The organism is Rhodococcus sp. UNC363MFTsu5.1 (assembly GCF_000686785.1).
GTDB classification, from domain to species: domain Bacteria; phylum Actinomycetota; class Actinomycetes; order Mycobacteriales; family Mycobacteriaceae; genus Rhodococcus_G; species Rhodococcus_G maanshanensis.
The window spans coordinates 108,935-127,555 of the sequence record NZ_JMLO01000001.1 but is presented as its reverse complement, the minus strand read 5'-3'; the positions used below and the strand labels follow the sequence as shown (position 1 = coordinate 127,555).

The 18,621-nt window shown below is 68.9% G+C and carries 19 protein-coding genes; 9 read left to right on the top strand and 10 right to left on the bottom strand.

Annotated elements, in window-relative coordinates:
- Positions 1–5: 5 nt before the first annotated feature.
- Positions 6–1,640: a DAK2 domain-containing protein gene (locus BR31_RS0100640; protein ID WP_027499234.1), complete on the bottom strand. Its 1,635-nt coding sequence runs from the start codon at positions 1,638–1,640 to the stop codon at positions 6–8.
- Positions 1,641–1,866: 226 nt separating this feature from the next.
- Between BR31_RS0100640 and rpmB the strand changes: the two genes are divergently transcribed.
- Complete coding sequence (rpmB, locus tag BR31_RS30860; protein WP_072750141.1) at positions 1,867–2,058, top strand: 50S ribosomal protein L28; 192 nt, start codon at positions 1,867–1,869, stop codon at positions 2,056–2,058.
- Between the two features lie 82 nt (positions 2,059–2,140).
- Entirely contained in the window at positions 2,141–2,938 is a 798-nt protein-coding gene (locus BR31_RS0100635; RefSeq protein WP_027499233.1) for an enoyl-CoA hydratase/isomerase family protein, read from the top strand.
- Between the two features lie 65 nt (positions 2,939–3,003).
- Here BR31_RS0100635 and BR31_RS32065 read toward each other — a convergent pair whose 3' ends face one another.
- Positions 3,004–3,312 (bottom strand): hypothetical protein, encoded by a 309-nt coding sequence (locus BR31_RS32065; protein ID WP_231496321.1) that lies wholly within the window; start codon positions 3,310–3,312, stop codon positions 3,004–3,006.
- A gap of 415 nt (positions 3,313–3,727) precedes the next feature.
- Here BR31_RS32065 and BR31_RS27065 point away from each other — a divergent pair, with 415 nt between their 5' ends.
- A complete protein-coding gene (locus BR31_RS27065; protein ID WP_051636846.1) occupies positions 3,728–5,248 on the top strand; it encodes an HNH endonuclease signature motif containing protein in 1,521 nt (506 codons plus the stop codon).
- Between the two features lie 16 nt (positions 5,249–5,264).
- Here BR31_RS27065 and BR31_RS0100620 read toward each other — a convergent pair whose 3' ends face one another.
- The 3 genes from BR31_RS0100620 to BR31_RS0100610 are packed head-to-tail and all read right to left on the bottom strand — an operon-like array spanning position 5,265 to position 7,463.
- Complete coding sequence (locus BR31_RS0100620) at positions 5,265–5,957, bottom strand: uracil-DNA glycosylase (protein WP_027499231.1); 693 nt, start codon at positions 5,955–5,957, stop codon at positions 5,265–5,267.
- Positions 5,957–6,478 (bottom strand): gamma carbonic anhydrase family protein, encoded by a 522-nt coding sequence (locus BR31_RS0100615; protein ID WP_027499230.1) that lies wholly within the window; start codon positions 6,476–6,478, stop codon positions 5,957–5,959. Before BR31_RS0100615 ends, BR31_RS0100620 begins: the two co-directional genes overlap by 1 nt.
- A 13-nt stretch (positions 6,479–6,491) precedes the next feature.
- Positions 6,492–7,463 (bottom strand): thiamine-phosphate kinase, encoded by a 972-nt coding sequence (locus BR31_RS0100610; RefSeq protein ID WP_081830256.1) that lies wholly within the window; start codon positions 7,461–7,463, stop codon positions 6,492–6,494.
- A 132-nt stretch (positions 7,464–7,595) separates the two neighbouring features.
- Between BR31_RS0100610 and BR31_RS0100605 the strand changes: the two genes are divergently transcribed.
- A complete protein-coding gene (locus BR31_RS0100605) occupies positions 7,596–7,823 on the top strand; it encodes an Lrp/AsnC ligand binding domain-containing protein (protein ID WP_037175158.1) in 228 nt (75 codons plus the stop codon).
- Entirely contained in the window at positions 7,802–8,425 is a 624-nt protein-coding gene (locus tag BR31_RS0100600; protein WP_081830255.1) for a DUF3515 domain-containing protein, read from the top strand. Before BR31_RS0100605 ends, BR31_RS0100600 begins: the two co-directional genes overlap by 22 nt.
- 22 nt (positions 8,426–8,447) lie before the next feature.
- Here BR31_RS0100600 and BR31_RS0100595 read toward each other — a convergent pair whose 3' ends face one another.
- Positions 8,448–9,554 carry a D-alanine--D-alanine ligase family protein gene (locus tag BR31_RS0100595; RefSeq protein WP_027499226.1) on the bottom strand — a complete coding sequence of 369 codons (1,107 nt, stop codon included), beginning with the start codon at positions 9,552–9,554 and terminating at the stop codon, positions 8,448–8,450.
- A gap of 82 nt (positions 9,555–9,636) precedes the next feature.
- Positions 9,637–10,635 carry an NAD(P)H-dependent glycerol-3-phosphate dehydrogenase gene (locus BR31_RS0100590; RefSeq protein WP_027499225.1) on the bottom strand — a complete coding sequence of 333 codons (999 nt, stop codon included), beginning with the start codon at positions 10,633–10,635 and terminating at the stop codon, positions 9,637–9,639.
- 108 nt (positions 10,636–10,743) lie between these two features.
- On the opposite strand from BR31_RS0100590, the gene cofC reads away from it, so the two are divergent.
- The 3 genes from cofC to BR31_RS0100575 all read left to right on the top strand — a co-directional run bounded on the left by cofC (position 10,744) and on the right by BR31_RS0100575 (position 14,675).
- Complete coding sequence (gene cofC / locus BR31_RS0100585; protein ID WP_027499224.1) at positions 10,744–11,451, top strand: 2-phospho-L-lactate guanylyltransferase; 708 nt, start codon at positions 10,744–10,746, stop codon at positions 11,449–11,451.
- Between the two features lie 128 nt (positions 11,452–11,579).
- Complete coding sequence (locus BR31_RS0100580) at positions 11,580–13,715, top strand: RNA degradosome polyphosphate kinase (protein WP_442970182.1); 2,136 nt, start codon at positions 11,580–11,582, stop codon at positions 13,713–13,715.
- Between the two features lie 33 nt (positions 13,716–13,748).
- Positions 13,749–14,675 (top strand): NUDIX hydrolase, encoded by a 927-nt coding sequence (locus tag BR31_RS0100575; protein ID WP_027499222.1) that lies wholly within the window; start codon positions 13,749–13,751, stop codon positions 14,673–14,675.
- Positions 14,676–14,759: 84 nt separating this feature from the next.
- Here BR31_RS0100575 and BR31_RS0100570 read toward each other — a convergent pair whose 3' ends face one another.
- The 3 genes from BR31_RS0100570 to leuC form a co-directional block, all read right to left on the bottom strand.
- Positions 14,760–15,470, bottom strand: a complete 711-nt coding sequence (locus BR31_RS0100570) for an HU family DNA-binding protein (RefSeq protein ID WP_027499221.1) — start codon at positions 15,468–15,470, stop codon at positions 14,760–14,762.
- Between the two features lie 154 nt (positions 15,471–15,624).
- A complete protein-coding gene (gene leuD, locus BR31_RS0100565; RefSeq protein WP_027499220.1) occupies positions 15,625–16,236 on the bottom strand; it encodes a 3-isopropylmalate dehydratase small subunit in 612 nt (203 codons plus the stop codon).
- A 27-nt stretch (positions 16,237–16,263) separates the two neighbouring features.
- On the bottom strand, positions 16,264–17,688 hold the full coding sequence (gene leuC / locus BR31_RS0100560; RefSeq protein ID WP_027499219.1) for a 3-isopropylmalate dehydratase large subunit: 1,425 nt from the start codon (positions 17,686–17,688) through the stop codon (positions 16,264–16,266).
- Positions 17,689–17,827: 139 nt separating this feature from the next.
- Between leuC and BR31_RS0100555 the strand changes: the two genes are divergently transcribed.
- Complete coding sequence (locus tag BR31_RS0100555; protein ID WP_027499218.1) at positions 17,828–18,547, top strand: IclR family transcriptional regulator; 720 nt, start codon at positions 17,828–17,830, stop codon at positions 18,545–18,547.
- The last annotated feature ends 74 nt before the right edge of the window (positions 18,548–18,621 follow it).

The window sequence follows — 18,621 nt, the reverse complement described above, 5'->3', positions numbered from 1 at the left end:
TCCGCCTATTCGACGCCGAGCTGCAGCAGGTCTCCCGACTGCCCGCCCTCGTAGATCAACACCTCGATGCCCGGGTGGTTCGCCGCGACATGCTCCGAGAGGAGGTCGGCGAAGCCAGCGGGGATCTCGGCCCCCAACAACAACGTCAACAGTTCGCCGCCGACCCCGAGAACCTGGTCGATCAGGCGCCTGCCCGCCTCGGCCGGGTCGGGCGCGATCACCACGACCTCGCGTCCGATCAGCCCGAGCCCGTCACCGGCCTCGCAGGTGCCCATCAGGGTCAGCGCCCGCTCGGTGGCGACGCGCAGCGATCCCCAGCGCGTCGTCGCGGCCGCCTCGGACATCGCGAACACGTCGTCGGCGGCGACCCTGCCCGGATCGTGCACGGCAAGGGCGGCGAGCCCCTGCACCATCGACGAGCTGGGCAGTAGCAGCACCTCGTGGCTCTCGTCGCGGGCGGCGACACCGATGGTCACCAGCTCCGGCGCCGAGAGGGCGCCGTTCGGGAGCACCAGCACCTCGCCGCAATCGAGCGCGCGGATCGCGTCGAGCAGCTGATCTGGGGTGACCGGTTCGTCGCAGCGGAGCACCGTCGCCCCCTCACCTGCGAAGAGGTCGGCGGCGCCATCGCCCGCGACGATCGCGAGGACTCCGCGGTCGGCCGTACCTGCCCGCCTGACCACCCTCCCCGCACGCGCCTCGTCGAGGACAAAGCAGGAGATCCGGATGTCATGGGTGCGGCCGGCGGCGAGTCCGGCCTCGATCGCCGGGCCGGGATCCGAGCAGTGCACGTGCACCGACCAGGAACCCTCGCCGTCACCGACGATGATCACCGAATCGCCCAGCTCACCGAGCCGGGACCGCAACGTGTCCACCCGACGCGAGTCCGACCCGGAGAGCAGATACATCACCTCGTAATCCTGATCGCCCGGTTCGTCGGCGCAGGCGGACGGCTGCGCGACCACGACCGGGGTCGCAGGCGCGACCGGCGCGACCACGATGTCCTCGCGCTGCGGCATCGCCCCCGTGACCACGCCGGCGAGCGCGTCGAGGATGACGACCAGCCCGAGCCCACCCGCGTCGACCACCCCGGCCGCGCCGAGAACGGACAGTTGCGAGGGGGTGCGCGCGAGCGCCTCGGCGGCGGCGTCGGCTGCCTCGACGGCCACCACGGCCAGCGCCGCGTCGTGCGGGCACGCGTCCGCCGCCGCGGCTGCATGCCGGAGCACCGTCACGATCGTGCCCTCGACCGGGATGCTGATCGCCTCGGTCGCCAGCACGGCTGCCTCGTTCAGTGCGCCGCGCAGCAACCGGGCGTCCAGCGGCTCGTCGCCTGCGACCTCGGCGATCCCACGCAGTACCTGGGACAGGATCACGCCGGAGTTGCCGCGCGCTCCCGCGACCGCACCCCTTGCCAGTGCCGCGGCCACAGTGCCAACCGAAGCTGCCGGGCCGACGACCTCCGCGCCTTCAGCGGCCGCGCGCATGGTGAAGAGGAGATTCGTGCCGGTGTCCGAGTCCGGAACCGGGAAGACATTGAGGCTGTTGATCTCCTCGCAGCGGGCGACGAGACCGTCCACGCACCGCCGCGACCAACGCAGCAACGCCTCGCCGTCCACGCTGTCCAGGGCAATGAGCAACTCGGTTCGTCCTCTCTGCCCTAGTGGGAACTGCTCGGCTCGGCCAGACTATCCTTCTCCACAGACGGTCTGCCCGGCTCCACGTGCGGGATCAGGCCGGTTTGGTCAAACGACACGGATACGGCTACTCTTGCAGGGTTGCCTCGCAAGGGTCACTTCGGTGTCCCGTGTTCGTAGGCCAGCACCAAAGAAGATATCCGTACATCAATTCAAGGAGTTCGCGACTATGGCTGCCGTCTGCGACGTATGCGCCAAGGGGCCCGGCTTCGGTAAGTCGGTCTCGCACTCGCACCGGCGTACCAACCGTCGCTGGAACCCGAACATTCAGACTGTCCGGGCCCAGGTTGGTCCCGGTACCCGTCAGAAGCTCAACGTGTGCACCTCCTGCCTCAAGGCGGGCAAGGTCGTCCGCGGCTGACGCGTTCCACGCTTTCACGACTGTGCCCCGACACCTCAGGTGTCGGGGCACAGTCGTATTTGCGGCCCGATATGGTTCATCGGTGACTTCACTCGACGGCCTCAGCCACGTCCGCCTCGAAGGCGACGTACTCCGAATTGCAATCGCCACCGCCGACAACGGCACCTCTCTCGACTTCGACGGGGTGAGCCAGGGCACCACGGCCCTGCAAGCCGTGACGGCGGGCACCCTCGCCGCGCGCAGCGTTCTGCTGATCGGCGAGGGCGCCAACTTCTGCGCGGGCGGCAACGTCCGGGCCTTCGCCGCAGCGGAGAACCGGGGCGAGTTCGTCGACTACCTCGCGCGCACCCTGCACGACTTCGTCCGGGCGATCGACGCCGTCGAGGTTCCCGTGGTCGCGGCGGTCCAGGGCTGGGCGGCTGGCGCCGGAATGAGCCTGGTCTGCGCCTCCGACGTCTCCATCGGCGGCCCCTCCACCAAGCTCCGCCCGGCATACCCCTCGATCGGGTACACCCCCGACGGCGGCATGTCCTGGACACTGCCCCGGATCGTCGGCATCGCCAAGGCCCGCGAGATCCTGCTCACCGACGCGATCATCGGCGGCGACGAGGCCGTCCGGCTGGGCATCCTGAGCAGGCTGGTCGGCGACGACGAGATCCGCGAAGAGGCGTTGCGGGTCGCCCGCACCCTCGCGGCCGGTCCGACCGCCGCGTACGCGGGCATCAAGCGCCTGCTCGCCCAGTCGGGTCAGCGTTCGCTGTCCGAGCAGCTGGACGCGGAGACCGCATCGATCTCGGCCGCGGCCGCGGGCCCGACGGGCCGCGAGGGCGTCGACGCCTTCGTCGAGAAGCGCCGCGCCGACTTCTCCGCCGGCCAGTAGCCCTTACATAGGAGACCGCAGGGACAGCGCGTGGGCTGTCCCTGCGGTCTTCGCCTCATGATCGCCTACGAGACCTGGAAGATACCGATCCCAGGATTGACCGGCACCTGTGGCCAGATGCCGCTCCCGTACGGAAAGACGCGAGCGTTGACGTCGGCGGTCGAGGCGACCGTGCCGCTGCCGACGACCGCTGTCGCAGGGGCGTATCGGCACCACTCGTCAGGCGCGATAGGCCTGAAGTTATCGGGCTGCGTGGCCAGGAGCACGGTGGTACCAGCCGCGCCGGTGGTCAGGTTTCGCCAGTTCACCGACACGTCGATGCAGTCGAGCATGGTGATCGCGGTCGTCGCTGAAGGATCTGCCGCAAAGGTCACCACGCCAGGTGCACCTGTCGTAACCGTCGGTGTCACGGTTGCCAGCTGGTGCGGCACCCAGCATCTGAATCCAACCGTGCTACACGCCGAGACGAACGTCACCGGGACCTGAAACATCGTGGTCGCCGACGTCGGAACGGGCGACGCGTTCGCCCGCGCCGCGGTGGACGGGCCGAGCGGGAGTGCCAAGACGGCCACGGACGCAACGGCCCCGGCGACCAACCGACGATGAATCGCCACACATCGCATGACACGACCCTCCACTGTGGGATCTGCCCCGACCGGCTGCGACGTCAGAATACTCGCGAGCGCCGACCACCCGACTGAACGCGGGCCGGCGACCACGAGATGTTCATCGACCGGATCCGACCTGGCGATGACTTTTCATGTCGGACCCCGGCGATAGAATTCGAACATGAGTTCGACTGATGGAGTCGGGGCTGCGGGGCAGGTGCGGGGGTACCTGTCCGCGATCGCCGACGCCGTCGACGGACTGTGTGAGAGCGATCTGGGCGGGCTCCCCGACGGCGAGCTGACCGACACCATGCGCCGGCTGGAGAAATCACTGCGCCGGGCGTCGGCGGTCGGCCACAACCTGATAGTCGAAACCATCGAGCGTTCCCTGCCGGGCACGCTCGGCCACAAGACCGTCAACAAGCTGCTCGTCGAGGTGTTGCGAATCTCCGCCGCGGACGCCTCCGCCCGGGTCACCGCGGCGAAGTCGCTGGGCACCTGGCATTCGTTGTCCGGTCAGCCGCTTCCCGCGGATCTGCCCGAAACCGCTGCCGCGCAACGCGACGGCGACATCGGAGCCGACCACGCCCGCGCCGTACGCGAAGTCATCCGCAAGATCCCACACGCGGTCAGCAGTGCCGACGTCGCCGTCGCGGAGGAAATCCTGGCGGACCTGGCGCGTTCGGCGACCCCGGAGGACGTGGAGAAGGCCGGGCACGACCTGCTCGCGTACCTGAACCCCGACGGAAACCTCACCGACCACAAGGACCGCAAACGTCTTCGCGGAATCCGGCTCGGCCGCCAAGACCACAACCTCATGACCCCGATCTCCGGTCACCTCGACCCCGAGACCAGAGCCTTGCTCGAACCCATTCTCGCGAAGTGGGCGCGGCCGGGAATGAACAACCCCGACGACCCCGAATCACCCACCGGCAACACCGAACACCCACACGTCGACCGCGACAAGCTCGCCGCCGCAGCAGGCCGCGACACCCGCACCGCCGCGCAACGTAACCACGACGCCATCAAGGAAGCGTTGCGCGCACTCCTCGGTTCCGGTGCGCTCGGTTCCCATCGTGGGCTGCCAGTGACCACGATCCTGACAATGACGATCGACCAACTCGAACAGCACACCGGTGTGGTCACCACCGCCTCTGGTGGCATCGTCCCCATCAAGGACGCACTCAAGCTGGCCGAGCGATCGCACCCGGTACTGGTGCTCTTCGACCACAACGGCCGACCGCTGCACCTCGGGCGCTCGAAGCGCCTCGCCACCGCGGACCAGCGTCTCGCGCTGGTCGCCGCCGATCGCGGTTGCACCCGGCCCGGCTGCGACGCCCCCGCCACGATGACCGCCGTCCACCACGTCCGCGACTGGTCCAAGGGCGTCGCCACCGACATCCGCGGACTCACACTCGGCTGCGACGCCTGCCACGCCCTCATCCACGACGGACCCGGCGGCTGGCACACCCGCACCGCACCCGACGGCACCGAACACGCCGGACGCACCGAATGGATCCCACCGCCACACCTCGACCCCGACCAGACACCCCGCATCAACCACCGCCACCACCCGCGAGAACTCCTCGACCGAGCCCGACGAAAGGCCAACGCCCGCAGAGAAGCCGACGCACGGAAGCGACGAGACAATCGCCAGCGACCACCCCGTTCCCTGCCCGAGGACGGTGGCGATTCACCGTGAGCGAGTGGACGGGCACCTAGAACAGCGAGCCGCTGGGCAGCCGCCAGTCCACCGGCTTCTCCCCCAGTTCGTCGAGGAGCCGATTGGCGCGACTGAAGGGCCGCGACCCGAAGAATCCACGCCGGGCAGACAGCGGCGATGGGTGCGCAGACTCGATCATCGGCACATCGCCGAGCATCGGCTTCAGGGTGCCCGCGTCGCGACCCCACAGGATCGCCACCATCGCCTCGGGGCGGGCCACCAGCGCCCGGATGGCCTGCTCGGTTACGGCCTCCCAGCCTTTACCTCGATGCGCGGCGGCCCGGCCGGACTCGACGGTGAGCACCCTGTTGAGCAGCAGCACCCCCTGCTCGGTCCACGGTGTCAGGTCGCCGGTATCGGGCGTCGGCAGACCCAGATCCTCGGTGTACTCGGTGAAGATGTTGCCGAGGCTGCGCGGCACCGGTCGCACGTCGGGCGCCACCGAGAAGCTCAGTCCCACCGCATGACCCGGTGTCGGGTAGGGATCCTGGCCCACGATCAGCACGCGGACGTCACGAAACGGCTGCCGGAACGCCCGCAGCACGTTCTCCTGGGCGGGCAGGGTGTCGTGGCCCTGCGCGGCCTCGTCGCGCAGGAACGCCTGCATCTCCGAGATCTGCCCGGCGACCGGCGCCAGCGCCTGCGCCCAGCCGGCCTCCATCGACTCGTCGAGCGGTCGCTCCGGCATCAGTCGAGGCGCCGGAGCGCGTCCCGGTAGAACGCGGCGTTCGCGGTATAGGTCTTCACGTTGATCTCCAGGTGACCCTCGGGCACCTCGTAACCCTCGCGGATCTTCGCAGGCACGCCGAGCGCCATCCGGCGCGCGGGCACCTCGAACGAGAACGGGATGACGGCGCCTGCGCCGACGATCGCGCCGCTGCCGACCTTCGAGCCGTTCAGCACGACCGATCCGGACGCGATCAGGCAGTGGTCGCCGATCGTCGCACCCTCGATGTGCGCGCTGTGCCCCACCACGCAGCCCGAGCCGATCACCGTCGGGTCGATCGGGGTGCAGTGGATGACGGTGCCGTCCTGGATGTTGGTGTCCGCGCCGATCGTGATGGTGCCGTAGTCGCCGCGCAGGACCGCCTGCGGCCACACCGAGGCGCCCGCGGCCAACGTGACCGCGCCGATCACGACGGCGTCGGGGTGGACGTACGCGTCCGGATGGATGTCGGGCACGCGGTCGCCGAGGGCGTAGATAGGCATGCGGGCAATCTATCTAATCGAAACTCTGCCACCCGCCGCCGCCCGCCCAGGCACGGCCGTCGACCTGCACGCCGTCGCCTGGCAGGACCGAGCCGATCCGGCGCCAGCCGGCAGGCAGCACCGCATCGGCGGGAAAGGCCGCGGCCAGCGCGTGGTCCTCACCGCCGGTGAGCACCCAGTCGAGCGCATCGGCCCCGAGCGCCGCCGCCGCGGCGGAGAGCTCGGGCCCCGGCTCGAGCAGCGCGCTGTCCAGGTCCATCGCGACACCCGAGGCAGTGCACATGTGCCCCAGATCCGCGATCAATCCGTCGGACACATCCGTCATCGCGGTGGCGCCTGCGCGCGCCGCCACCGGACCGCTCTCATAGGGAGGGACCGGAACCTTGTGCGCGGCAACCAGTTCGGGGAATCGATCCGATTCGGCGAGCAGCGCGGACAACCCCGCCGCCGACCAGCCGAGCCGACCGGCGACGGCCACCTGATCGCCGGGACGCGCCCCCGACCGCAACACCGGCGCATGCCCGCCGAGATCTCCGAGCACCGTGATCGACACCACCAGTTGCTCCGCCTGCACCATGTCGCCGCCGATCACGCCCGCACCGAACCCTGTCACCTCGGCCCAGATCCCGTCGGTCAACGCGTCGGTGACGGACACCGGGGTGCTCGGCGGGCACCCGATCGCCACCAGGAACGAGGTCGGCCAGCCCCCCATCGCGACGATGTCCGCGCCGTTCTGCGCGACCGCCTTGCGTCCGACCTGTTCGGGAGTCGACCAGTCCAGCCGGAAGTGCCTGCCCTCGACCAGCATGTCGGTCGAGACGACCACCGAGCCGTCGGGCGCCCGCACCACCGCGGCATCGTCACCGGGACCGAGCAGCGTGCTCTCGGGTTGCGCTCGCCCCGACACCGCACGGTCGATCACCGCGAACTCGCCGATGTCGGCGACCGTGCGCCCGGCATCGGTGCCGCGATCAGTCGATTCGATGACCCACCTCCGAGGAATGAGACCCGGTACCCTTTATCGGAGCCGGGAGTGACCCGACCGTGCAAGTGGCAGGCCAGGGCCACCGCGACTCTACCGAGGTCGCGGGCACTGCACCGAGAAGGGGCGTCAGCGATGCAAGCTTTCGTTCTGATCCAGACCGAGGTCGGCAAGGCCTTGCTCGTCGCCGAGGCGATCAGCGTGCTACCAGGCGTTCTGGTCGCGGAGGACGTCCTGGGCCCGTACGACGTTGTGGTCCGGGTCGAGGCCGCGGACACGACCGAGCTGCCGGGCGTGGTGCAGCGGATTCAACGCGTCCCGGGAATCACCCGGACCCTCACATGTCAGGTTGCGGCACACTAGTAGCCGTGAACGACCCCGATCTCCCCGAGTCCGCAGACGCTCCCGATCCCGCAGAACCCCACCCCACCGCCCGGCGCAGTCCGGCGCTGATCGCCGTCGCGGTCGCCCTCCCTGTCGCCCTGGTGGTCGGCGTGCTGGTCGCCGCCGTGATGGCCGGACGCGACCCCATCCGGGAACCTGTCGCGCTCGGCACCGTGCCCGCCCCCGCCGCCGAGTCCCCCGAGTGCGCCGCCCTGATCGCGGCACTGCCCGAGAACATCGGCGACTTCGAGAGGGCCGAACTGAGGGATCCGGCCCCCGTCGGCGCGGCCGCCTGGCAGGCGGACGACCTCAAGGAGGTCGTGCTGCGCTGTGGAGTGGACCGTCCGCTGGAGTTCAATGCGGCGTCGGCGTTGCAGATGGTCGACGCGGTGCAGTGGTTCCAGGTACCCGGCGAGGAGGGACTGGACGCCAGCACCTGGTTCGCGGTCGATCGTGGGGTCTACGTCGCGCTGACCGTGCCGGACGGATCGGGGCCGACCCCGTTGCAGGACGCCTCGAGCGCCATCACCGGCGCGCTGGAGCAGCGCCCGATCGACCCGGCGCCCCTGCCGAATCCCTGACCCGGGGCCGACCGGCCTGCCGTCAGCGCAGGCCGGTCCCCCGGGCCAGCGCCGTCTCGACCAGAGTCGACACCAGGGTCCGGTAGTCGATCCCGGCCGCGTCCCACATCCGTGGGTACATCGAGATCGAGGTGAATCCGGGCATCGTGTTGATCTCGTTGATCACCGGGCCGTCCTCGGTGATGAAGAAGTCGACCCGGGCGAGCCCCTGGCAGTCGAGCGCGGCGAAGGCCCGCACGGCGATCGCCCGGATCTCCTCGCTGATCGCGTCGTCGAGCTTGGCAGGCACGTCGAACTCACAGATGTCGTCGAGGTACTTGGTGTCGAAGTCGTAGAAGGCCCCGTCGTCACCGGAGAACTCCGGCATCCGGATCTCCGCCACGACACTGGATTTCACTGAGCCATCCGCGAATTCGAGCACACCGCACTCGACCTCGCGGCCGACGATGCCCGCCTCCACGATGACCTTCGGGTCATGGCTGCGGGCCAGCGCGATCGCCGCGTCGAGATCATCCCAGGACGCCACCCGGGAGATACCGATCGAGGAACCGCCGCGGGCGGGCTTGACGAACACGGGCAGGCCGAGCCGCTCGCGATCGTCCTGGGACAGGGTCGCCGTGCCTGCGCGCAGCACCACCTGCTGCCCGATCGGCAGCCCCTCGGCCGCGAGCAGCTTCTTGGTGAACTCCTTGTCCATGCCCGCCGCGCTGGCCAGCACGCCGGGGCCGACGTAGGGCAGGCCCGCGAGCTCGAGCAGGCCCTGGATGGTGCCGTCCTCGCCGTAGGCACCGTGCAGGACCGGGAACACCACATCGACCGACGCGAGGACCGCTCCGGCCTCGTCGTTGCTCAGTGACACCAGCGCGCCCGAACGGGTCGGGTCGGCGGTCAGGGTCAGTGCGGTGCCCGCCGCGTCGACGGTGGGCAGCGAGCGGCCCGCGATGGTGAGGGCGTCGGGGTCCGTGGGGCCGAGTACCCATGCACCGTCAGGGGTGATGCCGATCGGCACCACCTCGTAGCGCTCGGGATCGAGGTTGCGAAGCACACTGCCAGCGGAAACACAGGAGACGGAGTGCTCACTGCTACGGCCACCGAAGACCACAGCCACCCTCGTACGCGGATTACTCACATACCGAACCGTACCGTTGGACCAACCGATCTGCCTCGTCAGGTCACCGCTGATCGGGACCGGTCGAACCCTGCGGGCATGCTCACTCGGGCTTGGTGCGCCGCCCCAGGAGCAATCCGACCGCATCCGGGACCGACATGCCCTCGTGGCAGACCCGATGGACCGCGTCGGTGAGCGGCATCTCGACGTCGTGACTCGCTGCCAGCGCCCGCACCGAGGAGCAGGACTTCACACCCTCGGCCACCTGCCCCTTCGTGGCCCGCTGTGCGCTCTCCATGGAGCCGCCCGCACCGAGATGGTGGCCGAAGGTCCGGTTCCGCGAGAGCGGCGAGGAGCAGGTCGCGACCAGGTCGCCGACGCCAGCCAGTCCGGCCAGCGTCGCCGGGTTCGCGCCGAGCGCCACCCCGAGCCTGATCATCTCCGCCAGCCCACGGGTGATGATGGTGGCGTTCGTGTTCTCCCCTAGACCGATCCCCGACGCCATTCCGCAGGCAAGGGCGATCACGTTCTTGCATGCCCCGCCCACCTCGCAGCCGATCACGTCAGGGTTTGTGTAGGGGCGGAAATACCCAGTGGCGCATGCTTTTTGAAGGTCCACTGCGCGAACGGAATCGGTGCACGCGATCACGGTGGCGGCAGGCTGTTCCGCCGCGATCTCCCTGGCCAGGTTCGGGCCCGACAGCACCGCCACCCGCGACGGATCCGCGCCTGTCACCTGACTGATGACCTGGCTCATCCGCATCAACGTCCCGCTCTCGATGCCCTTCGCCAGGGACAACAGCGTCGAATCGGGCTCGATCGACGACGTCCAGGCGCCGAGGTTCTCGCGCAGCGACTGCGAGGGCACGGCCAGGACCACGATGTCGGCGCCCTCGAGCGCGAGGCGATGGTCACTGGTCGCCTTCAGCGACGGCGGCAACGTGATGCCCTCGAGGTAGAACGGATTCTGGTGGTCCACCGAGATCGCCTCGGCCACTTCGGGTCTCCGCGCCCACATCGTGACGTCGGTGCCGGCATCGGCCAGAACCTTCGCGAACGCCGTCCCCCAGGATCCCGCCCCCAGTACCGCTGCCTTGCTCATGGAATGTCCTTCCCATCGCCACCCGCTGCCGCCGGGACCCAAGAGTAGACGGCCACCGGGGCACCGCGGTCTGCTCGCCCGCGGCGGCGTGCTGGCAGGATTGCCGGTATGGACCAAGCGCATCACACGCCGCCCGCGGGGCAGGCGCACGTGTTGATCGCGGTCAAGGAGCTCGGCCGGGCCAAGAGCAGGCTGGCCGCCCGACTCGGGCCGCAGGAGCGGACCGCGCTCGTGCTGGCCATGCTGCGCGACACCCTGACGGCGGCCGCGGACGCGACGGGGATCGCCGAGATCACGGTCATCACCCCGGACCCGTCGGTGGCCCGCGTGGCACGCGAGTGCGGGGCCGGGCACTACGCCGATCCCGCAGGCGAGGGTGACGATCGCCTCAACGCCGTCCTGCGGGCCGCCGCCGCGGACCTGCGATCGACCCACGGTCGCGGACCGATCGTGGCACTGCAGGGCGATCTGCCCTGCCTGCGCCCCGACGAGCTGTCGGCGGCGCTGGCCGCGGGCGCGCGGACAAGCCGCTCGTTCGTGGTCGACCACCACGGCACCGGGACCGCCGCGCTGATCGTCGGGGATCCGGAGGCCGACCTCGATCCCGGGTTCGGCCCGGACTCCGCGCGGCGCCACCGCCTTTCCGGGGCCGCTGAACTGACCGGCGACTGGCCGGGGCTGCGACTCGACGTCGACACCGCGGCCGACCTCGACGCCGCGGTGATGCTGGGGCCAGGCCGGTCGACCGCCGCGGAGCTCGACCGGATCGGCTGGCCCGGTGTGGTCGGGACCGGCAGGCGAATTCGCCGAAATTAAATGCGCATCGATTGTCGCCCGCTCGCGATCTGGGGGATGATCTACGCGTGAGTAACGGTGAGGTACGCGGACAGGACGCCGGGCAGCAGACGGCGTCGGGCACCGGCGAGCGCGAGTGGAGCGCACCGATCGTCAATCACCTTCCGGTGATCCCGACCGCGCCGCCGGCCGCCACCCCGGTTGTGGTCGACGGTTCGGTCATCCCCCTGCCCGCGGATCGGTACCTCAACCGCGAACTGAGCTGGCTCGACTTCAACTCCCGGGTGCTCAGCCTCGCCGAGGATCCGTCGATTTCGCTGCTCGAGCGCGCCAAGTTCCTCGCGATCTTCGCCTCGAACCTCGACGAGTTCTACATGGTCCGGGTCGCGGGCCTCAAGCGCAGGGACGAGACCGGGCTCTCGGTCCGTTCCGCCGACGGGCTGAGCCCGCGCGAACAGTTGGCGCTGATCAACCGGCGTACCCAGGAGATCGCGGAAAAGCACGCCAGGACCTTCCTGGACAAGGTCCTGCCCCAACTCGCCGAGGAGGGCATCTCCATCATCGGCTGGGCCGACCTCGATGCCGACGAGGAGGAGCGCCTGTCCGCGCACTTCCGCGAGCAGGTGTTCCCCGTGCTGACCCCCCTCGCGGTCGACCCGGCCCACCCGTTCCCCTACATCAGCGGCCTGAGCCTGAACCTCGCGGTGACCGTGAAGGATTCGTCGACCGGTGGCGAGCACTTCGCGAGGGTGAAGGTGCCCGACAACGTCGACCGGTTCGTCCGCGTCAACCGCACCGATTCGCCCGCGACGACCCCGGCCTTCCTGCCCATGGAGGCGCTCATCGCGGCGCACCTGAACGCGCTGTTCCCCGGCATGGAGATCGTCGAGCACCACGCGTTCCGGATCACCCGCAACGCGGACTTCGAGGTCGAGGAGGACCGCGACGAGGATCTGCTGCAGGCGCTCGAACGTGAGCTGGCCCGCAGGCGGTTCGGGTCGCCGGTGCGGCTCGAGGTCGCGGACGACATGACCGAGCACATGCTCGAACTGCTGCTGCGCGAGCTCGACGTGGATCCGGGCGACGTGATCCAGGTCCCCGGCCTGCTCGACCTGTCCTGCCTGTGGCAGGTCTACGGCGTCGACCGCGCCAATCTCAAGGACGCTCCCTTCGTGCCCGCGACCCATCCGGCGTTCGGAGAGCGGGAGACCCCGAAGAGTGTGTTCTCGACGCTGCGCGACGGTGACGTCCTCGTGCACCACCCCTACGACTCGTTCTCGACCAGCGTGCAGCGGTTCATCGAGCAGGCGGCTGCCGATCCCCATGTGCTGGCGATCAAGCAGACGCTGTACCGCACCTCGGGCGACTCCCCGATCGTCAACGCGCTGATCGACGCCGCCGAGGCGGGCAAGCAGGTGGTGGCGCTCGTCGAGATCAAGGCACGGTTCGACGAGCAGGCGAACATCAAATGGGCTCGCAAGCTCGAACAGGCGGGCGTGCACGTGGTGTACGGACTGGTCGGCCTCAAGACCCATTGCAAGACTTGCCTGGTCGTGCGCAGGGAGGGCTCGGCCATCCGCCGTTACTGCCACATCGGCACCGGGAACTACAACCCGAAGACGGCCCGGCTGTACGAGGACGTCGGCCTGCTCACCGCCGCGCCGGAGATCGGCGCCGACCTCACGGACCTGTTCAACTCGCTGACCGGATACTCGCGCAAGGCGCAGTACCGGAACCTGCTGGTCGCCCCCTACGGGGTCCGCGACGGCATCATCAAGCGAATCGACGCGGAGGTCGCGCGCCAGCTCGAGGGCAAGTCCGCAGGCGTCCGGCTCAAGGCCAACGCCCTGGTGGACGAGCAGGTGATCGACGCGCTCTATCGCGCCTCGCAGGCAGGCGTCCCCGTACAGGTGGTGGTCCGCGGTATCTGCGCGCTCAAGCCGGGCGTGCCAGGTCTGAGCGAGAACATCGGGGTCCGTTCGATTCTCGGGCGGTTCCTCGAGCATTCACGCATCCTGCATTTCGTCGGCGCGGAGGAATTCTGGATCGGCAGCGCCGACATGATGCACCGCAACCTCGACCGGCGGGTGGAGGTGATGGCCCAGGTGAAGGATCCCCGGCTGGCTCGTCAGCTCGGCGACATCTTCGACTCCGCTCTTGATCCGACCACCCGGTGCTGGGTACTCCAGTCCGACGGGCACTGGGCGGCCTCGCCCGCCAGGGGTGAACGCGTCCGTGAGCACCAGCAGGAGCTGATGCGCGGCCGCCGTGCGATCGGCTCGTAGGTACGTTTTCCAGCCACCACAGGAAGGCAGCTCGTGAGCTCGAAGTCGGATCGACCCATCAAGGCCAATATCTTCGCGGCAGGCGCCGTGCTCTGGCGTAAGTCACCGACCAATCCCTACGAGATCGAGATCGCGCTGATCCACCGCCCCAAGTACGACGACTGGTCCTTCCCCAAAGGCAAGCTCGACCCCGGGGAGACGCCGATCGTCGCGGCGCTGCGAGAGGTGCAGGAGGAGACCGGGCTACAGGCGCGCCTGGACCGGCGGGTGACCCGGGTCGCCTACGAGATCCCGGGCCATCGCAAGCGCAAGCGGGTCGACTACTGGGCCGCCGAGGCAGTCGGCGGCGAGTTCGTACCGAACACCGAGGTCGACGAGCTCCGGTGGGTGGCGCCCGAGGACGTCGCGGGCGAGCTCTCGTACTCGGTGGACGGCAAGGTGATGCGCCGGTTCATGAAGATTCCCGCCGACACCACCACCATGCTGGTCGTCCGGCACGGCAAGGCCGGACGCCGAAAGGACTCACCGGACGACACGCTGCGACCGTTGGACAAGCTCGGACGCACCCAGGCCGAGGCCCTGGTGCCCCAGCTCCTCGCCTTCGGTGCGACGGCGGTCCATTCGGCCGATCGAACCCGCTGCGAGCAGACGGTCGAACCGCTGGCGCGGGCGCTCGGCACCGAGATCGTGCCGGAGCCGCTGCTTTCCGAGGAGGCCTACGCGGAGGATCCGGCCGCGGCCCGCTCACGCGTGCGGAAGATCGCCACCCTCGGCGGCGTCCAGGTGATCTGCAGTCAGAGCGGGGTGATTCCCGACCTGCTGAGCTGGTGGGCAGAACGGGACGGGATCACCCTGCCGCCCGCCCGCAACCGGAAGGGCAGCACCTGGGTCCTCTCGTTCTCCGGGGGCAAGCTGGTGGACGCCAGCCACATCGACAGCCCGCTGCCCGAGAACTCCTGAGGCGGCCACCAACCCGATCGAGGGCGGCGACGGTTTCCCGTCGCCGCCCTCGATCTCGTGCGATGCACGAGTAGTCGGTCGTGCCTACTTCTTGCGAGCCGGCGCCTTCTTGGCGGGTGCCTTCTTCGCCGGAGCCTTCTTGGCCGGTGCCGCCTTCTTCGCCACGACCTTCTTGGCCGGAGCCTTCTTGGCCGGAGCCTTCTTCGCGGGCGCCGCCTTCTTCCCGGGCGCCTTCTTGGCCGGTGCCGCCTTCTTCGCCACGACCTTCTTGGCCGGAGCCTTCTTCGCGGGTGCCGCCTTCACGGCCGCCTTCTTCGCGGGCGCCGCCTTCTTCACGACCGCCTTCTTGGCCGGTGCCGCCTTCTTCGCCACGACCTTCTTGGCCGGAGCCTTCTTGGCCGGTGCCGCCTTCTTGGCCGCAACCTTCTTCGCGGCCGTCTTCTTCGCCGCGGCCTTCTTCGCCGGTGCGGCGGCAGCCGAGCCGCGCTTGACCGCGGGTCCGCTGGCCGGGAGCTTCTGGCTACCGGCGATCACGGCCTTGAACTGGGCGCCGGGACGGAACGCAGGCACCGAGGTCGGCTTGACCTTGACGGTCTCGCCGGTGCGCGGGTTGCGCGCGACCCGGGCCGCACGGCGACGCTGCTCGAAGACGCCGAAGCCGGTGATCGTGACGCTCTCGCCCCTGTGCACGGCGCGCACGATGGTGTCGACAATGTGCTCGACCGCATCGGTGGCAGTACGGCGATCCGAGTCCAACCGTTCGGTCAAGATGTCAATGAGCTCTGCTTTGTTCATGGAAGTCCTCCGCAAACTGATGGCCCATTGTCGGACCGACTAGCAAACACGGTAATCCGGAAAAGGGCAAGAGTCTATGTGCCACGCCAATTCTCATGCCTCTCTCAGCGGCGTGGCACCCTCTTTCGCGCCTGAATCCCGTTAGTCGGTCGTATTAGTTTCCCTCGGCAACCCGTGCCGGGAGGGTGGCAGGTTTCCATGACGGCCTTGACTTTTCGAACTCCGAAATCGCATCTACCTGCCGCAATGTCAATCCGATATCGTCCAGACCCTCGAGCAGACGCCACCGTGTGTAGTCATCAATGTTGAAGCGCACCACCAGCGTTCCGGCGGTCACCGTGCGCTCCGTGAGATCGACAACAATTTCGAGACCGGGCTGCTCTTCAAGCAACTTCCAGAGCAGTTCGACGTCCGATTGGTCGACCTGAGCGGCCAGCAGGCCCGCCTTGCCGGAGTTGCCGCGGAAGATGTCCGCGAAGCGAGACGCGATGACAACGCGAAATCCGTAGTCCGATAGCGCCCACACCGCGTGCTCACGGGACGAGCCGGTTCCGAAGTCCGGGCCCGCGACGAGAACCGAGCCCTTGTCGTACGGCGGGATGTTCAGGATGAACTCGGGGTCGGCCCGCCAACCCGCGAAGAGGCCGTCCTCGAAACCGCTACGAGAGACCGACTTTAGGTAGACCGCCGGAATGATCTGGTCGGTGTCGACATTGGAGCGCCGCAGGGGGACGCCGATTCCCTTGTGTGTCGTAAAGGCTTCCATCAAATACTCCTGTCGTTCCGGTGGTCTTCAGTTCAGGTCAGCGGGCGCCGAGAGCGTGCCTCGCACCGCCGTCGCCGCCGCAACCAGCGGGGAGACGAGATGGGTCCGCCCGCCCTTGCCCTGCCTACCTTCGAAATTCCGGTTGGAAGTCGATGCCGAGCGCTCACCCGAGGACAGCTGATCGGGATTCATGCCGAGACACATCGAGCACCCCGCCTGCCGCCATTCGGCGCCGGCTGCGGTGAAGATCTCACCGAGACCCTCCTTCTCGGCCTGAGCGCGAACCCTCATCGAGCCGGGGACGACCAGCATCCGCACGCCCTCGGCAACCTTGCGGCCCTTCAGCACGCCCGCCACGGCCCGCAGATCCTCGATCCGGCCATTGGTGCAGGAACCGACGAAGACCGTGTCCACGGCGATCTCACGCAGCGGAGTGCCTGCCGTCAGGCCCATGTAGCTCAACGCCTTCTCGGCGGCCTGGCGTTCGCTCTCGTCGACCATCTGCGTGGGATCCGGAACCGAGTCGCCCAGCGGCGCGCCCTGCGCCGGGTTGGTCCCCCAGGTGACGAACGGGGTCAGCGAGTTCGCGTCGATGTAGACCTCCTGGTCGAAAGTCGCGCCCTCGTCGGTCTTCAGCTGATCCCATGCGGCGACGGCGGCATCCCAGTCCGCGCCCTGCGGCGCGTGCGGCCGCCCCTTGATGAACTCGTAGGTGATCTCGTCGGGCGCGATCATGCCCGCCCGGGCACCGGCCTCGATCGACATGTTGCAGACCGTCATTCGGGCTTCCATCGACATTTGACGGATGGCCGATCCGCGGTACTCCAGCACATAGCCCTGACCACCGCCGGTGCCGATCTTCGCGATGACTGCCAGCACGACGTCCTTGCTCGTCACCCCGGGCTGGAGTTCGCCGTCGACGTTGATCGCCATCGTCTTGAACGGGCGCAGCGACAGCGTCTGGGTCGCCATCACGTGCTCGACCTCGCTGGTGCCGATACCCATTGCGAGAGCACCGAAGGCGCCGTGGGTGGAGGTGTGACTGTCGCCGCACACCACCGTCATGCCGGGCTGGGTCAGACCCAGCTGCGGACCGACGACGTGCACGATGCCCTGATCGAGGTCGCCCATCGGGTGCAGGCGGACACCGAACTCCTCGCAGTTGCGACGAAGGGTCTCCACCTGGGTGCGTGAGACCGGGTCCGCGATCGGCTTGTCGATGTCGACGGTCGGGACGTTGTGATCCTCGGTGGCGATCGTGAGATCGGGGCGGCGCAGCGGCCTGCCTGCCAACCGAAGGCCGTCGAAGGCTTGAGGACTGGTCACTTCGTGTACGAGGTGGAGATCGATGTAGATGAGGTCCGGGTTGCGCGAGGCGCCCTCCCCCTCGCCCTGGACGACGACATGCTCGTCCCACACCTTCTCCGCCAGGGTGCGCTTACTACTGACCATGTTCTCCACCTCTCAGTGTGACTAGTGCGTCCCGGACATCGGGCGGCCTGGAGTGCGCCACTTCCATCATCTCCCCGATCACGCCCGATCGAAGCCGTCCGAATTTCCATCTCAGAATGCGAGACGGTAGTATCGCCCTATGAGACAGCATAGCGGCTCCCCCGCCTCCAGCGGGATCGGGGTGCTCGACAAGGCGATGACCGTTCTCCATGCCGTTGCGGAGCAGCCCTGCAATCTCGGAGAGCTGTGCGCCCGTACGGGCCTGCCGAGGGCGACGGCCCATCGACTGGCGGTCGGCCTCGAGGTGCACCGGCTCCTCGCCCGCGACGGCGACGGACTCTGGCGCCCCGGTCCCGGTCTGGCGGAGCTGGCTCCGACCGCACACGACAGCCTCCTCGAAGCGGCCGCCATGATCCTGCCCCGACTGCGCGAGATCACCGGCGAGAGCGTGCAGCTGTACCGCAGGGAGGGCACCCAGCGGGTGTGCGTGGCCTCCATGGAACCGCCGACCGGCCTCCGGGACACGGTACTGGTCGGCGCGCGACTGCCGATGACCGCAGGCTCAGGCGCCAAGGTGCTGCTGGCATGGGCGGATCCGCAGACCCAGCGGGCGGTGCTGGCCGACGCGCTCTTCAGCGAGCGGGCACTCCTCGAGGTGCGCAAGCGCGGCTGGGCGCAGAGTGCGGCCGAACGCGAACCCGGCGTGGCGAGCGTCGCGGCGCCGGTGCGCGACAGCGCGGGCACCGTGATCGCGGCGATCTCTGTCTCGGGTCCGATCGACCGGATGGGCAGGCGTCCCGGCGCCCGCTGGGCCGCCGACCTGCTCGCCGCCGCGGACGCACTCCACAAACGCCTGTAGCCGCCTGCGCGTCCGGTGTGGCCCATGGCACAGTGCATGCGAGAACAGGTTCCAATCCCCATGGGAGGACAACG

What these genes read in the sequence shown, in the direction of transcription:
- rpmB (WP_072750141.1), top strand. Translation starts at nt 1,867, where the DNA reads ATGGCTGCCGTCTGCGACGTATGCGCCAAGGGGCCCGGCTTCGGTAAG.
- BR31_RS27065 (WP_051636846.1), top strand. Translation starts at nt 3,728, where the DNA reads ATGAGTTCGACTGATGGAGTCGGGGCTGCGGGGCAGGTGCGGGGGTAC.
- BR31_RS0100620 (WP_027499231.1), bottom strand. Translation starts at nt 5,957, where the DNA reads ATGCCGGAGCGACCGCTCGACGAGTCGATGGAGGCCGGCTGGGCGCAG.
- BR31_RS0100615 (WP_027499230.1), bottom strand. Translation starts at nt 6,478, where the DNA reads ATGCCTATCTACGCCCTCGGCGACCGCGTGCCCGACATCCATCCGGAC.
- BR31_RS0100605 (WP_037175158.1), top strand. Translation starts at nt 7,596, where the DNA reads ATGCAAGCTTTCGTTCTGATCCAGACCGAGGTCGGCAAGGCCTTGCTC.
- BR31_RS0100600 (WP_081830255.1), top strand. Translation starts at nt 7,802, where the DNA reads ATGTCAGGTTGCGGCACACTAGTAGCCGTGAACGACCCCGATCTCCCC.
- BR31_RS0100590 (WP_027499225.1), bottom strand. Translation starts at nt 10,635, where the DNA reads ATGAGCAAGGCAGCGGTACTGGGGGCGGGATCCTGGGGGACGGCGTTC.
- cofC (WP_027499224.1), top strand. Translation starts at nt 10,744, where the DNA reads ATGGACCAAGCGCATCACACGCCGCCCGCGGGGCAGGCGCACGTGTTG.
- BR31_RS0100570 (WP_027499221.1), bottom strand. Translation starts at nt 15,470, where the DNA reads ATGAACAAAGCAGAGCTCATTGACATCTTGACCGAACGGTTGGACTCG.
- leuD (WP_027499220.1), bottom strand. Translation starts at nt 16,236, where the DNA reads ATGGAAGCCTTTACGACACACAAGGGAATCGGCGTCCCCCTGCGGCGC.
- leuC (WP_027499219.1), bottom strand. Translation starts at nt 17,688, where the DNA reads ATGGTCAGTAGTAAGCGCACCCTGGCGGAGAAGGTGTGGGACGAGCAT.
- BR31_RS0100555 (WP_027499218.1), top strand. Translation starts at nt 17,828, where the DNA reads ATGAGACAGCATAGCGGCTCCCCCGCCTCCAGCGGGATCGGGGTGCTC.